This is a genomic window from Paractinoplanes abujensis, assembly GCF_014204895.1.
In the GTDB taxonomy this organism is placed as follows: Bacteria; Actinomycetota; Actinomycetes; order Mycobacteriales; family Micromonosporaceae; genus Actinoplanes; species Actinoplanes abujensis.
This window is the reverse complement of the sequence record NZ_JACHMF010000001.1, coordinates 4,050,911-4,066,748: the sequence shown is the minus strand read 5'-3', so window position 1 is coordinate 4,066,748 and position 15,838 is coordinate 4,050,911. Positions and strand designations below refer to the sequence as shown.

The window sequence follows — 15,838 nt, the reverse complement described above, 5'->3', positions numbered from 1 at the left end:
CGAGGGGGCAGAGCGTCAGGTCCTCGCCCGGCGGGCCGAAAGTCCCGCCAGCAAGCCGTGGACGACGCGCAACGCGAGGCCGGGAACGACCGCGACGGCCGCGCAGGCCAGGAGCACAGGCAGCGACAGCGCCTCGGTGCCGAGCAACGTGCGGAGCGTCGGCAGCAGGACGCCGGCGACCTGGAGGATTCCGGAAACCGCGACGGCGGCGAGCAGGGACCAGTTGCGTGGAGTACCGGGCGCCGGCTTCACCCGTACGGCGAGGGCGACGCCGAGCTGGGCGAGGCCGAGCACGACGAACATGACGGACTGCCACGGCAGGCCCATCCGGCCGGCGGTCACGCCGGCGGCCAGGACGACCGTGGCGAGGCAGAACCCACCGGCCAGCACGCTGGCGAGCAGGCCGTCGCCGAGGACCGACTCCTGCGGTGAGCGGGGTTTGCGCCGCAGCACGCCGCGTTCGGCCGGCTCGGCGCCCATCGCCACGCCGGGGATGCCGTGCGTCAGCAGGTTGACCCACAGGAGCTGGCCCGGCAGCAGTGCCACCGGCATGCCGAGCAGCGGCCCGGCGAGCATGACGAGCAGCTCAGCGATGCCACCGGAGAGGGCGTACCGCAGGAACCGGCGGATGTTGTCGTAGATGCGGCGGCCCTCACCGATGGCGTCGGCCACGGTGCCGAGGTTGTCGTCGACCAGCACGAGCTCGGCGGCCTGGCGGGCGACCTCGGTGCCGCTGCCCATGGCCACGCCGATGTCGGCGCGCTTCAGCCCGGGCGAGTCGTTCACGCCGTCGCCCGTCATCGCGACAACCTCACCACGACGCTGCAGCCCGGCGATGATGTCGAGCTTCTGCTCCGGCTGGGTACGTGCGAACACGCGGGCGTGCTCGAGGTCGTCGGAACTCGGTGGGCCGGCGTCGCCGACGACGACGCGATCGCCAGGCTCGAGGATGCCGAGCTGAGTGCCGATGGCGGCCGCGGTGGCCGGGTGGTCACCGGTGATCATCAGCAGGCGTACCCCGGAGGCCTCGAACGCCGCGGCGGTCGCCCGCGCGCTCGGGCGCAGCGGGTCGCCGACGCCGACCAGTCCGGCGGCTCGCAGCCGCGGTGGGTCCGACGGATCGGGCTGTTCCGCCGTGACCGCGGTCGCCACCGCGAGGACGCGGAGTCCTCCCTCGGCCAGCTCGGCGGCCGCGCTGAGCAGGTCGGCGTCGGTCACCGGCTCCAGGACGCTTTCCGGCGCGCCCTTGCGCACGACCAGGTACGTGCCGTCACTGAGCCGGTGCACGGTCGTCATCCGGCGCGTTGCCTGGTCGAACGGTTGCTCCGCGACGCGGGGCGAGGCGGCACGGCAGGCGCTGGTTTCGAGGCCGCACCGGGCCGCGAAGGCCACCAGCGCCGCCTCCATCGGGTCGCCGGCGGCGGTCCACTCGGTGCGCTCGCCGCCGGGCGGGATCAGTTCCGCGTCGTTGCAGAGAAGACCGGCGTGGGCGAGGCGACGCAGCCCGTCCCGATCTCCGCCGGTCGGCCGGATCTCACCTTCCGGGGCGTAGCCGGTGCCCGCGACGGTGTAGCGGGCACCGTCCGCGGTGACGGCCTGCTGCACCGACATGCGGTTCTGCGTGAGGGTGCCGGTCTTGTCGGACGCGATCACGGTCACCGAGCCGAGGGTCTCGACCGCGTGCAGCCGTCGAGGAATCGCCTTCGTGCGGGCCATGCGGCGGGCGCCGAGCGCCAGGGCGAGTGTCACCACGGCGGGCAGGCTCTCCGGCACGGCCGCGACGACGAGGCTGACCGCGGTGATGGCCATGCGGATGAGCGGCTCGCCGGCGAGCACGCCGATCGCGAAGACGACGCCGGACACGGCGATCGCCGTGAGGCCCAGCACGCGCCCCAGGCCGGCGATGCGCCGCTGCAGGGGCGTCGGGGCCGGCTTCGTACGGGAGACCAGCGCGGCGATGCGGCCCAGTGAGCTGGCTGCGCCGGTCCGGGTGACCGTCCCGGTGGCGCGGCCCGTGGTGAGAACCGTGCCCGAGCCGGCATCCTGCCCGGCCGAGCGGTGCACGGGCACCGATTCGCCGGTCAGGGCAGACTCGTCGAAGGCTGCCCGCTCGGCCTCCACCAGTCGCAGGTCCGCCGGGACGACATCGCCGGCCTCCAGCCGCACGAGATCGCCCCGGACCAGTTCCGCGGCGGGCAGCACCACATCGCGACCGTCGCGCACGACACGCGCTGTGGGCGCAGCCAGGCGGTCCAGCGCCGCGATGGCGGCATCGGCCCGGATCTCCTGCAGCACTCCGATCAGCGTGTTGATCGTGACGACCAGAACGATGACGGCCGTGTCCGGGACGTCCCCCAGAACGGTGGTCACCACGGCGGCGGCCAGGAGCAGCGCCACCAGCGGGTCGGCGAGCTGGCGGCCGATCCGCCCGGCGAGGCGGCGGGGAGCAGGTGCGGCCACCGCATTGGGTCCGTCGGCAACGAGTCGCCGGTTTGCCTCAGCAGCTGTCAGCCCGGCCCGGGCATGACCGACAACAGTGGTTTCCACGGCTGCTCCTCGCGTTGGTCTCAACCCTCACGATCCGTCGAACAGAGCCCCGCCCGGCACGGCCGGAAGTCCTCCGGGCGACTGCGACTGCCGCTGAATCCACGCGGTGATGAGACCGACGGCGATCGCGCTTCACACCTTCGAGCCGGTTGGGCTGGAGTGCTCGATCTCGGCCTCGTCACCGGGGAAGATGAGCGACTTGCGGCCGTCGTCCAGCCAGCGCACCTCGTAGGGCGGAGCGCCGTCGGCGTGCCGGACGGCGGTGATGACGCCAGCGCGACGGTCGCCTTCGTGGTGTATGCCGTCGACCACGATCCGGTCACCGACCTGAGCGAACATGATGAACCTCCAACCGCGCTCTTCCGACGCCCTTACCGGGGGTCGATGACCAGAATCCACGGTGGCCGGCCAGGGCGTCAGAGGCGTATGGCCTCACGTTCCGGGGGACCGAAGGCCTGTGCGCTCATCGGCGAGAAGAACGTCAGCGACGGCGCGCCTCGGCGTGGCGCTTCGAGGTGTGCCGTAGCCGATGCGAAGCGTCAGCTGTGGGAAGCCCGTGCGGCCCAGTGATCGGCGCAGCTGGTCGCGTGCCGTCGGAACCTCGATCGGCTGCGAGATCATCGAGGCGGACAGACCGGCGTCGGTCGCCGTCAGCAGCACCCTCTGCAAGGCCTGGCCGGCGGTGATCTGGTCGATCGGCCGGTCGCCGGAGACCCCCAGGACGGCGATGAGGGGCTCAGGCTCGTAGTCCCGGCCGGGAGCGCGGCGCCGGTCACCGAAGGACCTCTGCGGGAGCAGATCCTGGGGTTCGGCCCGGGGTGCTCCGGCGGTGACGGGTACGCCGTCCGCTGCGTGGTCGGCGTGCGTCCAGCTGATCAGCTCGGCCTGATACCGGTCGTCACGGCGCAGTACCCGGTCGGCGCTACCGGCGATCTCGGCGAAGCCGGCCAGCGCGGTCATGCCGACGAGCAGGTCCAGCCACGCCGACTCGATGCGGGCGGCCTCGATGAGGCGGACCCGGGCGTCGGCCGGCACCGGGTCGGGCCAGAACGGCGCGCGGTTGCTGTGCCGGCGCGGGATGGCGGCGTGCAGATCCTGCTCGGCGTACGTCGGTGGCCGTTCGCGTCCGGGCGTGAGCCGGGCAATGACATTCGGTTCCCCGGAGTCGGGGCGCAGGCTCACCTCGGCGGGCCGGCCGTGCACGGCCAGGGCGAGGCGGGCGTTGTAGGTGGCCGCGCCGCACGCGAGCCGGGCGGCCCAGCCCGACCAGTCGGCGACGCCGAGTTGCCGGGCCGGGTCGGCGAGCACCTCGATGGCGCCATCACGCAGCCGGAACTGCCAGGGTTGACTGTTGTGCATGGAGGGGGCGCGAATGCCGGCCTCCGCGGCCGCCCGCAGCTCCGCCTCGCCGTAGCCGTTCACAGCAGGTCTCCTTCGTCATGCTCGGCCGGGATGACCGCGACCGGCCAGGCGGCTTCGGTGGCGACGGTCAACGGAACGTCGCCGGTGCGGGCGCTCCCGATCACCCCACGGCGTTTGTCCACCGGACCGTGCAGAACGGCTCGACGGGCGGTTACGTCGGGGTACTTCAGGTTCCACAGCTCCGTCTCGGCCGCCAGCAGCTCGAGTGCGGCCGGCTCGACGGTGAGGTGCGTGGACAGGGTCACGTCGTCGTTGAAGTAGTCATCTTGCTCGGCCGCGGATGTGTCCGCGGCCGCCAACGGCAGCTCGTGTTCGGCTGCGTACGCGAAAGCGAACTCGACTGCCGCCCGGCCCGCGGGGCTGCCGTCCACGCCGACCACCACATGTCCCGCGAAGGGCGCACAGGCGTCACGCCGGTCGGGCGCGAACCCGGCACACAGACGTGCACGATGGTCAGCTGTGCACCACTTCGCTCGGCCTGCTCGGTGGCCCACACCAGCGCTTCGGATCCGCCCGCGCCGCCGACACCCACCGCGATGGAGCCGCCCATGATGGCCACCTACCTCGTCGTGGTGATGACGTCCGCGGTGTCGCGGCGCGGCGCGGCGGGCACCGGCTGACGATCGTGGCGGTAGCCGAGCCGGACGACCAGGTACGGCTCGCCGATGCCCGCGATAAGACCGCGTACCAGGTGGCGGGGCCACTCCACCTCGACGGCGTCGCTCAGCGGGGCAGTGGCCAGGCCGTCGGCGGTGGCCAGCAGCAGCAGGGCGGACAGGGCCTCGCCGCCACGGAGAAGGTTCTTGGGCTCGTCGTCCAGCCCGAACAGTACGACGTACGCCGCGCCCTGATCGTGGGCGGCGCCGGCCTCGAGCTTGGCGGTGGCGTCCGGGAAGAAGTCGCGGACCGGCACGCGGCGCAGTTCCGGCTTGACCGCTGTCCCCGGCGGCACGCCGTCGCCGGCTTGGCTCGGCCGAGCGGTCCATCGGTGGAGGTCCTGCTTGTAGGCGGGGTCGTCCAGCTCGGCGCCGGCGGCGATCTCGGTCGAGATGGCCAGCATGGCGACCTGGTCGGGTCGTACGGTGTGCAGGTAGGCGCCCTCGGACTCGACGAAGCGGCGCAGCTTGGTGAGCTCGAACTCGGTCACCGGCCGGTCGTCGAAGGCGCGCCGGTCGGTGCGCCGCCGGGCTATCGCGGCGGCCATGCGGGTCGACTCAGGGTCGGGTGGGATCGGGTGGCCGAGGGTCACGCGGGCCAGCAGCTGAGGCCGCTCCGCGTCGGGCATGCGCTCAACGGTCACCGACCACCCGGCGGCGGCCAGATACGTACGGGCGTGATGCAGGGCGGCGCCGCAGCTGAGCAGCAGCAGCCGGCCGTCGGGGTCGATGCTGTCGACGCGGCGTCCCGGATCGGCGAACAGCTCGAGGGTGTTGCCGGTGATCTGCCAGTTCCACGGCTGGGTGTTGAAGACCGACGGCGCGTGCTGTGCTGCGCGGGCGGCCTGCTCGAGCGGTGTCATGGTGGGAACCTCCGTCGTCCGGTCTCCCCACCACCGTGCCGCCTACCTCGGGCGACTGTTCAGGGCCGAAGGTCCCTTATTCAGCCGCCGATCGGAACGCGCCAGGTCAGCAACGTCCCGCTGCCGTCCCGCGCGGCACCGATCTCGAAGCTTCCGCCAAGATCATGGGCGCGCTCACCCATGTTGACGACGCCACCCCGGGCGCGGGCCGGGTCGAAGCCGACGCCGTCGTCCTCGACGCCCAGGATGACCTCACCGCCGGCTACCCGCAGCGAGACCCGGGTGCTGCTGGCCTCGGCGTGCCGGGCGATGTTCGACAGGGCCTCGCGGAGGACGGCCACCAGTTCCGGCTTGATGTCGTCGGGGATGGCGCTGTCCACCGGTCCGGAAGTGTCCAGCACGGGCCGGAACCCGAGCGCCTCGGCGGCGGCCTCCGCCGCCTCGTTGAGTTCGGCGCGCAGCGACGGTCCGGTCGGGGCGCGTAGTTCGAAGATCGAGCGGCGGATGTCGCGGATGGTCGCGTCGAGGTCGTCGACCGCGGCGTTGATCCGCTTGGCGACCTCGGGCCGCCCGGCCTGGTGCACGGCGCCCTGCAGGTGCATGCCGGTGGCGAACAGCCGCTGGATGACCACGTCGTGCAGGTCGCGGGCGATGCGTTCGCGATCCTCGAGCACCACGAGCTGCTGACGTTCCTCCTGGGCGCGGACCCGCTCGAGAGCCAGCGCCGCCTGACCCGCGAAGGTCGACAGCTGCGCGGCGTCCTCGTCGCTGGGCGGCTGCCCGGCGGGCTGGGTGACGATGAGCACGCCGTGGAGCGTGTCGGGGCCGGCCAGCGGGACGGCCATCGCCGGGCTTTCCGGGACGGGGCCGGGCCATTCAGCGACGGCGCGAAGGTTTTCGACGGCCCGGTACTTCTCCCGCCCGAACTCCGCCGCGGCGGCCGGCTCCACGGGCACGATCTTGCCGGCGAGCGCATCGCACGAGGGATCGGCTGCGTCGGCCACCTCGATCGTGTAGCGGGCGTTGTTCTCGTCGTAGAGCATGACGAGAACAAGGTCGGCGCCGGAGACCTCGCGGGCGCGCCGGGCGATCAGGCGTAGCGCGTCGGTGCGCTGGACCGTGCCGAGAAGCACGCTGGTGATCTCGGTGGTGGCGGCGAGCCAGCGTTCCCGGCTTTGGGCCAGTTCGTAAAGCCGCGCGTTGTCGATGGCCACGCCGGCCGCGGCGGCGAGGGCGACGACGATCTCCTCGTCGTCCTGGCTGAACTCGTCGGCGCCGTGTTTCTCGGCGAGGTAGAGGTTGCCGAAGATCTGGTCGCGGGTGCGCACAGGCACGCCGAGGAAGCTGTGCATCGGCGGGTGGTGCGGCGGGAAGCCGTACGAGTCGGGGTGCTTGGTGATGTCCGGCAGCCGGACCGGCCGTGGGTCGGTGATCAGCACACCGAGGACGCCGCGGCCGTGCGGCAGGTCGCCGATCTTCGCGTGCGCGGCCGGGTCGATGCCGTGGGTGATGAAGTCGGACAGGGTGGCGCGGTCGGCGCTGAGCACCCCCAGCGCGCCGTAGCGAGCGCCGGCCAGCGCGCAGGCGGCCTCGACGATGCGCTGCAGGGTGCTGCGCAGGTCGAGGTCGGTGCCGATGCCGACCACCGCGTCGAGCAGGGCGCGCAGTCGTTCCCGGCTGGCCATGACGTCGCCGACCCGGTCGAGCATCTCCTGCAGAAGCTCGTCGAGGCGTACGCGGGAGAGGGGGGTGAGACCGAGCGAAGGTGGCTCGAGCCGGTCGTCCCCCGGGAGACGTTCGACCATGACGGTGAGAATAGTGCTCAGCCATGCGTCGCGAAACGGGCGACAGCGATGCCCCGAAGGGCCATTAGTCCCTACGCCGGACCGGGCGGACACGGTAAGAAGTACCGATGATCCGTGTCTTTCTGCTCGACGACCATGAAGTGGTGCGTCGTGGCCTGGTCGATCTGCTGCAGGCCGACGGCGACATCGAGGTGATCGGCGAGTCGGGTCTCGCCCAGGAGGCGACCCGGCGCATCCCGGCCCTGAAGCCCGACGTGGCGATCCTCGACGCCCGGCTGCCCGACGGCAACGGCATCGACGTGTGCCGCGACGTCCGCGCCGTCGACTCGTCGATCAAGGGACTGATCCTGACCTCGTACGAGGACGACGAGGCGCTGTTCGCCGCGATCATGGCGGGCGCCTCCGGCTATGTGCTCAAGCAGATTCGCGGCAACGACCTGCTCGATGCCGTACGCCGGGTGGCCGCCGGCCAGTCGCTGCTGGATCCGGCGGTCACCCAGCGGGTGCTGGAGCGCATCCGCCACGGAGTCGAACAGCCCAAGGAACTGGCCTCGCTGACCGACCAGGAACGCCGCATCCTCGAGTTCATCGCCGAAGGGCTCACCAACCGAGAGATTGCCGGACGTCTGTTCCTGGCCGAAAAGACCGTCAAGAATTATGTTTCGAGTCTTTTGGCGAAGCTCGGCCTGGAAAGGCGTACTCAGGCGGCAGTGCTTGCCACCCGACTGCTCGGCGAGCATCCGCACCGCTGACCGGTAATCTCACCGGTGCCGGCCCCACCAGAGATACAGCATCGGCCCGACCGGTTGCACGAAGACTACCGGCCACCAGACCGCCTTGGGTCCGCGTCGCGGTCAGTGCCAGCTCCACCGATGCCAGCACCGTGGTCGCCTTTCTCTGCCAACGTGGCAACGCGAAGACCTCACCGTCGCGGACAGAGAAGCTCACCTGGTCGACGGCACGCACTTGCCCGTATGTCTTGCTCAGGTCCTGCCCGGCGGTGCGGCACGCCGGATCGCCCGGCCGCACTGGCTGCGGCCGGGCGAGGGTGTCCCGTCGATGGGTGCGCATGGCGTCAGATGAGCCAGCGGTTCTTCTGGACGACAGGCAGGGAGGCCCACCACTTGCCCAGCCCCCAGGTGTGACCGGCGTACGTCAGAGCCAGGACGATGCCGGCGAGGCCGTAGATGATGTGGTAGTCGACAATCGGGTTGGTCGACATGCTGGGCTCGCCCGCGGCGGTGGTCTTGTCGAGCGGCCATTCCGCGGCCCACATGAGCAGCATCATGAGCGCGCCGGCGCCGGCGGCGAGACGCATGCCGATGCCGAGCGTGAAGGCCAGGCCGATGGCGAGCAGGCCGAGCATGAACAGCCAGTTCGCCCAGGGGTCGCCGGCGATGTTGTGGAAGAAGGTCTGGAGCCAGCTCGGGCCGACGTCGACGCCGGACAGGAAGCCCTTGGTGGGGGAGCCGCCGTTGATCCAGGCGCGCTCCGAGGTGGTGGCGAAGCCCCACCCGAACAGCTTGTCGAAGAACGCCCACAGGAAGACGAAGCCGGTGGAGATGCGCAGCACGGCCAGCGCCCTCGCGGCGGTCTTGGTGAGCATGGAGCCGGGAGCCTCGACGTGCTCCAGGTGAGCGGCAGTGTCCCGGCCGATGGTTGTCATGGTGTCCTCCCTCATCGATGTCTATGCCCTGAGCCTGCGCCGGTCGGCTGACGGAGTCCCGAGGCGATGGCCCTGATCTGGAAAGGACGAAAGTCCCGCTCCAGGCAGGACGCTCGGACGGCAGGGCCGGACGGCCCGATCGATGGTGCCTACAGCCCGTGACGCAGGCCGCTCCTGCGTGCCTAGGTTGCGACTATGCCCAGCGATGTGTCGACACTCCGGAACCGGCCGGTCATGGTCGGTGTCAATGGCTCGCGTAACAGTCCGGCGCTGGTCGATCTCGCGGTTGCGGAAGCGGTTCTGTACCGGGCCCCGTTGCTCGTCGTGCATGTCTGGCCGGGCCGGTACACCGGCGCCTACCGGGGACGGGGGACCGTGCCGTCCCGCTACGACGCCCAGCGGCTGCTCGATCTGGTCGCCAGCCGCGCCCGGCTGACCGCGCCGGATCTGCCGGTCGCCACCGAGCTGCTCGACGGGGGCGCCGCCAACCTGCTGACCCAGCTTTCGGGACGCGCGCGGTTGCTCGTGCTGGGGCACCGCGACGAGGCGTACACCCGACCGGCCTGGGGCTCGACCACTGCCTATCTGGCCTACCACAGCGCCTGCCCGCTGCTCGTCCACCGCGGCACCATGCCGTCCGACGGGCCGATCGTCGTGGCGACCTCGGCCCGTCCGGAGGGCGATGCCACGCTCGGGTTCGCGTTCGAGCGCGCTGCACTGGCCAAGGCCCCGCTCACGGCGGTGCACATGTGGACGCGACCCGGCGCTGCGGACGGTGTCCCGCCCGCCGTGCAGCCGGGCGCGTACGCCAAGGAACGGGCGGCCGCCGGGCAGGCGCTGGCCGAGGCAGTGGCCGGCTGGGCCCGGCGGTTCCCCGATGTCCCGGTCAAGCCTCTCGTCGTCAACGATTTCGAGATGGCGTACACCATCGAACGTGCGCTGCGTCGCAGCCGCCTGATGGTCGCCGGGATCGGCCGCAGCGGCAGCTTCGCCGAGCTCCTCTGCAGTGCCCGGGAGGCCTACGCGGGGGCGCGAAAGACCAGTCCGACGGTGCTGATCCCGACCGGACGGCCGGTCACCGCCGACACCACGACGGCGTCGACCGGACACGCGTCGGCGATATGAGGAGGAACGATGACCACGACGATCGCGCCGCCTGTTCGGGAAGTCCTGCTCGACTGCGTGCGCACCGCGACGGCTGCACCGTCCCTGCACAACAGCCAGCCGTGGAAGTTCCAGGTCCGGGGCGGACGCGTCGACGTGTACGCCGACCCGTCCCGTCGTCTGCACGTGCTCGACCCGGACGGGCGTGAACAGCTGATGAGCGTGGGCGCCGCCGTGTTCACGCTGCGCCTCGCGATCCGGAACAGCGGCTACCGCTCCGACTTCACGCTGTTCCCGGAGGCCGACGAACCCGGCCTGGTCGCCCGGGTGATCGTCACCCGCCCCTCGCCGGTCACCCGGTCTGCGGAGGCACTCGCGGCCGCTGTGCCGCATCGGCACACCAACAGATGGCCGTTCGCTCAGATACCCGTCCCGCGCGTGGCGCTCGATCGGCTCCGCGACGCCGCTCGCCGCGAGGGGGCCGTGCTCGCCACCGCCAACCCGGCCGGCCGGGACGCCGTGCTGCGGCTGGCCCGGTTCGCGGACGCGGAGCTGCGGCGGCGTCCCGGCTACCGCGACGAACTCGCCCGATGGACCGGCGGCAGCGTACGGAACGACGGTGTCCCGCTGCGGGCCGCCGGACCGTGGGACGCACTGGAATATGTGCCGATGCGCGACTTCACTGAAGCGTCGGCTCAGCAGCGGACCGGCGAGCCGTTCGAGCCATACCCGACGATTCTGGTCCTCGCCACCGACGGTGATCGGCGGGTGGATGGGGTTCGCGCCGGGCAGGCCCTGCAACGAGTGCTTCTTACGGCAACGTGGCAGGACCTTGCGACGACGCCGATCAGCCAGCCCGTCGAGGTGCCTTCGGTGCGCCGCCTGCTCATCGAGCCCGGCTCCGGCCTGTTCGCCCAGATGATCCTGCGGGTCGGCTACGGACGCGGCGCCGAGGGATCACCGCGGCGGCCGTTGTCCGAGGTGCTCTTGCCGTCGAGGCCCGGCGACACTGCACGGCGCCGGTGGTCTGAGTAAGAGCTGACAGGTCGTATTGCCTCTTGCTGATGTCAGCGCGGGCGCCTCCGGCCGGGACCAAGGTCCCGCTGCTGCGGGACCGTCAGTTCTGTCCCGGCCGGGAGGCCGGTCCTAGCGTCGGAAGTGACGAGACCGCGGAGGCGCCGACATGAAGACCCGGACCGGGAACGACGTGATGAACGCGGAGGTCGTGTCGGTGAGCACCTTCGCTGCCTGTCGCGAGCCCGTCGATCTGCTCACCCGTCACCGGTTCAGCGCCGTACCCGTCGTCGACGCCTTCCAGGGAGTGGTCGGTGTCGTGTCCGAGGTGATCGAGCCGTTCTTCCTCCAGAACTCGGCCAAGGTGACGGCTGCCGCGGTCAACGGCGTTGTGATCCTGAGCGGCAAGGTGGACCGGGGTTCTTCGGGCGACATCGCCACCAGTGTGACCCGGCGCATCCCGGGTGTCGTGGACGTGATCTCCGCGCTCAAGTTCGCCTACGACGACCGCGAGGCGCTGACCTCCGGCATGTTCTTCGGTGGCGCGTGACCGCGACCGCCGGGAGAGGAAACGTCATGACTGTGCAGACTCTCGTGGCCCAAGGGTTGCGGGCCCTCGACGAGTACGCCGCATACGACCAGGAGCAGATCGACCGGATCGTCAAGAAGGCTTCCGTGGCGGCCCTCGACCAGCACGCCATGCTGGCCCGGCTCGCGGTCGAGGAGACCGGCCGTGGCGTGTTCGAGGACAAGGCGGTCAAGAACCTGTTCGCCTGCGAGCACGTCACCCACAGCATGGCCAAGCTGCGTACGGTCGGGGTGATAGCCGAGGACGACATCAACGGGATCGTCGAGATCGCCGACCCGGTCGGGGTCGTCGCCGGCATCACGCCGGTCACCAACCCCACCTCCACGACGATCTTCAAGGCGCTGATGGCGCTCAAGACCCGCAACCCGATCGTCTTCGCCTTCCACCCGGCGGCGCAACGGTGCAGCGCCGAGGCGGCCCGGGTCGTGCGTGACGCCGCCGTCGCGGCCGGTGCACCCGAGCACTGCATCCAATGGATCGAAGAACCGTCCGTGGAGACGACCACCGCCCTGATGCACCACCCGGGCATCGCGACGATTCTGGCCACCGGCGGCAACAGCATGGTGCGGGCGGCCTACTCCGCGGGGAAGCCCGCGCTCGGCGTCGGTGCGGGCAACGTTCCGGCGTACGTGGAGGCGAGCGCGAACCTCCGCCGGGCCGTGCACGACATCGTGCTGTCCAAGTCGTTCGACAACGGCATGATCTGCGCCTCCGAACAGGCCGTCATCCTCGACGACGCCATCTACGACGACGCGCTCGCCGAGTTCGGCCGGCTGCACGCCTACGTCGCCACGCCCGCCGAGAAGGCGCAGCTGGAGCAGTTCATCTTCGGCGTCGCGGCCGACGGCACCGGATGCGACGACGACCGGCTCAACCCCGACGTCGTGGGCCGGACCGCCTCGTGGATCGCCGAGCAGGCCGGCTTCCGGGTGCCACCGGAAACCTCGATCATCCTGGCCGAGGTCAGCGAGGTCGGCCCGCGCGAGCCGCTGACCCGCGAGAAGCTCGCCCCGGTGCTGGCCGTGCTGCGCGCCCGCTCCCGCGCAGAAGGGCTGCGCTACGCCGCCGAGATGGTGGAGTTCCACGGGCTCGGGCACAGCGCGGTCATCCACACCGAGGACGACGAGCTGGTCAAGGAGTTCGGCAGCCGGATGAAGGCCGTCCGGATCATCTGGAACTCGCCGGCCTCACAGGGCGGCATCGGTGACATGTACAACGCGTTCCTGCCGTCGCTCACCCTCGGGTGCGGCAGTTACGGCGGCAACTCCGTGTCGAACAACGTCTCCGCGGTCAACCTCATCAACGTCAAGCGGATCGGCCGGCGCACCAACAACCTGCAATGGTTCAAGGTGCCCTCGAAGATCTACTTCGAGCCGCATGCGATCCGCTACCTCACCGACATGCCGGACGTGCAGCGGGTCACGGTGGTCACCGACGAGACGATGACCCGCCTCGGCTTCGTCGACCGCGTCAACCGGGTCCTGCAGAGCCGGTCCAACCGGGTCGCCTTGCAGATCATCGACGACGTCGAACCCGAGCCGCGGATGACGACGGTCGACCGGGGCGCCGCGCTGATGCGCTCGTTCCGGCCCGACACGATCATCGCGCTCGGCGGCGGGTCGGCCATGGACGCGGCCAAGGTGATGTGGCTCAAGTACGAGCACCCCGAAGTCGACTTCGACGACATGCGCGAGAAGTTCTTCGACATCCGCAAGCGCGCGTTCGCCTTCCCCGCGCTCGGCGCGCTGGCTCAGCTGGTCTGCATCCCGACCACCTCGGGCACCGGGGCCGAGGTCACGCCCTTCGCGGTCATCACCGACCACGTCACCGGCAAGAAGTACCCGCTGGCCGACTACGCGCTCACCCCCACGGTCGCCATCGTCGACCCGGAACTCACCGCCAGCCTGCCTCGCGCGATCGCGGCGGACAGCGGCTTCGACGCGCTGACTCACGCGATCGAGGCGTACGTGTCGGTGTACGCCAGCGACTTCACCGACGGCCTGGCCCTGCACGCCATCCGGCTCATCTTCGCCAACCTCGAGCAGTCGGTCGTGGCCGGCGACCCGGAGGCGCGCGAGCACATGCACAACGCCGGCACGATCGCGGGCATGGCGTTCGGCAGCGCCTTCCTCGGCATCGTGCACGCCATGTCGCACACGCTCGGCGCCACGTTCCACATCGCCCACGGCCGCACCAACGCGGTGCTGCTGCCGCACGTGATCCGTTACAACGGCGCCATGCCGTCGAAGCTGTCCGGCTGGCCCAAGTACGAGAGCTACCGCGCACCCGAGCGGTTCGCCGACATCGCCCGGATGCTCGGCCTGCCCACCGCCACGCCGGAGTCGCTCGCCCAGGCCGTCGAGACCCTGCGGGACGCGGTCGGTATCGAGCCCTCTTTCGCCAAGCTGGGAGTTGACGAGGCCGACTTCCTCGCCGCCCTGCCGCGGCAGGCTCTCAACGCGTACGAGGACCAGTGCGCACCGGCCAACCCGAGGATGCCGATGCTGGACGACATGCAGCAGCTGATGAGGGACGCCTACTACGGCTGACCGGATGGGGCCGGCGAGCATGGCCACCGTCGGCCCCGCGCAGTCATCCTCTCGCGATTCCGCCGGAGCCGGGTCCGGGCGGTGGATAAGCGTGGGTGCGTCGCGTCGGCTGCGCAAGATCGCCGCGCATCTCAGGTGTTTCTGTCATGGAAGTAATAGCGTGCTTGTCATGCCTTCGGTGGAGGCTGGGCCGCACATCGAGCGCGAAGCTGAGTCCGTCGGCGCCGCGGATGACGGGTGGTCGGATTCATGAGGGGTTGAGCACGTTGACGACTGCCGGGCAGATCGCCTCTCCTGGTCGGGGGCCGGCCCCACGGGTCGGACGTTGGATCCTCGCGGTGACCGCACTGGCGCAACTCGCCAGTCCTGCTGTAGCGGGATTCGATCAAGGCAGTGCCGAGGACCCCGTCGTTGTCCCACCCGGACCGTTCTTCGCCGTGTGGGGAGTCGTGGTGCTCGGGTGCCTCGTGGTCGCCGTGCGCGGGCTGCCGGAACAACGGGCCGGCTCGGACGACTACCGCAGGCTGCACGTGCCTCTGAGCCTGGCCCAGGCCGGTTTCGTGGCATGGTTGCTGGCCGCGGCGACAGCGCCGGTGATCACCGTTCCGGTCTTTGTGCTCATGTTGGTCGCGATCGGCGTCGCCCTGTTCCGCGCGCGTTCGGTGAGGTCGGGCACTCGTGGCCCAGTACCCGGCGCAGGAGCGCTGGTGGAGTCGGTCCTCGGGGTGTACGCCGGGTGGACCGCCGCAGCGGTCTGGATCAACACCGCCACGCTCCTGGATCGTCCGTCCGCCTCCGTGCTGACCGGTCTGTTGCTCGGCGCCGTGGCGACCGCTGTGCTGGTGGTCAGCGTCGTTGCTCGCACCGCTGTGGCCCGTCTGGCCGCAGGCGTGAGCAGCGCCTGGGCGCTGTGCGGCGTTGCGATCTCCACCTCCACCGCCGGCGCCGAAGGACTGCTCGCGGTGGCGGTGGCAGGTCTTGTGGCGGTGATCGGCGCATCGTTGGTCGCCGCCGGGCAAGCGCGCCGCGCCGCCCGGAGGAACGGGCACCAGCCAACAGCTGAGTCGGTGTGATCCGTCGCTGGAGCGCGCTCGGTGGCGAGCCGAGCGGACGTTCAGGTCAGTGCATGCCGACTGCCGGCGCCCGGGTCGCACGGCGCCGGTGTCGAGCCTGGCGATGGCGTCGGGGAAGAGGTCGCGAAAGGGTACGCGGAGCAGCTCCCGCCTGACCGCCGTGGCCGACGGCACACCCGTCCCCGCTGTGTCCCGGGCGGCTAGCGGATCCGGCACGGCGTCGAGCAGCCGCGGAAGCTGGCCTCGCTGATGTCGGCCGGGAGCGACGCACCCAGCGCACGGTCCGTACCACCGCAGCAGTCTTGTCCATCGATGTCCGTCCTCGACGGCGAGGGTGACGGATGGCAACGCCAGCAGTCCTTGAACCGCCGAACGGCGTGATCGGCCGACTCGTGCCGTGAGCTGATCGGCATGCGGAGGCGGGACCCTGGTCCCTGTTCGCCACCTCCACGACGGACGAGCATGGGTGATCGGGAGGTGAGGAAGATGGTACGCGGCCAACGCAGCCGGAAAGCCTCGAGGGAGTCCTGGCGGCGCAGCTGACCTCGGG

Annotated in this window: 13 protein-coding genes; 6 read left to right on the top strand and 7 right to left on the bottom strand. The window is 70.9% G+C overall.

From position 1 onward, the window contains the following. Positions 1-15: 15 nt before the first annotated feature. The 6 genes from BKA14_RS18085 to BKA14_RS18060 form a co-directional block, all read right to left on the bottom strand. Positions 16-2,547: a cation-translocating P-type ATPase gene (locus BKA14_RS18085; protein WP_184952105.1), complete on the bottom strand. Its 2,532-nt coding sequence runs from the start codon at positions 2,545-2,547 to the stop codon at positions 16-18. A gap of 132 nt (positions 2,548-2,679) precedes the next feature. Then, positions 2,680-2,886 carry a DUF1918 domain-containing protein gene (locus tag BKA14_RS18080; protein ID WP_184952104.1) on the bottom strand — a complete coding sequence of 69 codons (207 nt, stop codon included), beginning with the start codon at positions 2,884-2,886 and terminating at the stop codon, positions 2,680-2,682. A 93-nt stretch (positions 2,887-2,979) separates the two neighbouring features. Beyond that, complete coding sequence (locus BKA14_RS18075) at positions 2,980-3,969, bottom strand: Acg family FMN-binding oxidoreductase (protein ID WP_239093088.1); 990 nt, start codon at positions 3,967-3,969, stop codon at positions 2,980-2,982. After that, a complete protein-coding gene (locus tag BKA14_RS18070) occupies positions 3,966-4,340 on the bottom strand; it encodes an adenine nucleotide alpha hydrolase family protein (protein WP_184952103.1) in 375 nt (124 codons plus the stop codon). The genes BKA14_RS18075 and BKA14_RS18070 overlap by 4 nt, the downstream gene beginning before the upstream one ends. A gap of 188 nt (positions 4,341-4,528) precedes the next feature. Next, complete coding sequence (locus tag BKA14_RS18065; RefSeq protein ID WP_184952102.1) at positions 4,529-5,488, bottom strand: Acg family FMN-binding oxidoreductase; 960 nt, start codon at positions 5,486-5,488, stop codon at positions 4,529-4,531. Positions 5,489-5,568: 80 nt separating this feature from the next. Beyond that, entirely contained in the window at positions 5,569-7,293 is a 1,725-nt protein-coding gene (locus tag BKA14_RS18060; RefSeq protein WP_239093090.1) for a sensor histidine kinase, read from the bottom strand. A gap of 107 nt (positions 7,294-7,400) precedes the next feature. Here BKA14_RS18060 and BKA14_RS18055 point away from each other — a divergent pair, with 107 nt between their 5' ends. Continuing rightward, positions 7,401-8,045, top strand: coding sequence for a response regulator (locus BKA14_RS18055; protein WP_184952101.1), 645 nt, complete (start codon positions 7,401-7,403; stop codon positions 8,043-8,045). A 323-nt stretch (positions 8,046-8,368) separates the two neighbouring features. Here BKA14_RS18055 and BKA14_RS18050 read toward each other — a convergent pair whose 3' ends face one another. Beyond that, on the bottom strand, positions 8,369-8,959 hold the full coding sequence (locus tag BKA14_RS18050; RefSeq protein WP_184952100.1) for a DoxX family protein: 591 nt from the start codon (positions 8,957-8,959) through the stop codon (positions 8,369-8,371). Positions 8,960-9,193: 234 nt separating this feature from the next. Between BKA14_RS18050 and BKA14_RS18045 the strand changes: the two genes are divergently transcribed. The 5 genes from BKA14_RS18045 (at position 9,194) to BKA14_RS18025 (ending at position 15,288) form a co-directional block, all read left to right on the top strand. Further along, on the top strand, positions 9,194-10,084 hold the full coding sequence (locus tag BKA14_RS18045) for a universal stress protein (RefSeq protein WP_184952099.1): 891 nt from the start codon (positions 9,194-9,196) through the stop codon (positions 10,082-10,084). Positions 10,085-10,093: 9 nt separating this feature from the next. Continuing rightward, complete coding sequence (locus tag BKA14_RS18040; protein WP_184952098.1) at positions 10,094-11,098, top strand: Acg family FMN-binding oxidoreductase; 1,005 nt, start codon at positions 10,094-10,096, stop codon at positions 11,096-11,098. 148 nt (positions 11,099-11,246) lie between these two features. Then, positions 11,247-11,627, top strand: a complete 381-nt coding sequence (locus tag BKA14_RS18035; RefSeq protein ID WP_184952097.1) for a BON domain-containing protein — start codon at positions 11,247-11,249, stop codon at positions 11,625-11,627. Positions 11,628-11,653: 26 nt separating this feature from the next. Beyond that, positions 11,654-14,215 (top strand): bifunctional acetaldehyde-CoA/alcohol dehydrogenase, encoded by a 2,562-nt coding sequence (adhE, locus tag BKA14_RS18030; protein WP_184952096.1) that lies wholly within the window; start codon positions 11,654-11,656, stop codon positions 14,213-14,215. 338 nt (positions 14,216-14,553) lie between these two features. Continuing rightward, entirely contained in the window at positions 14,554-15,288 is a 735-nt protein-coding gene (locus BKA14_RS18025) for a TspO-related membrane protein (RefSeq protein ID WP_184952095.1), read from the top strand. Positions 15,289-15,838 lie beyond the last annotated feature (550 nt).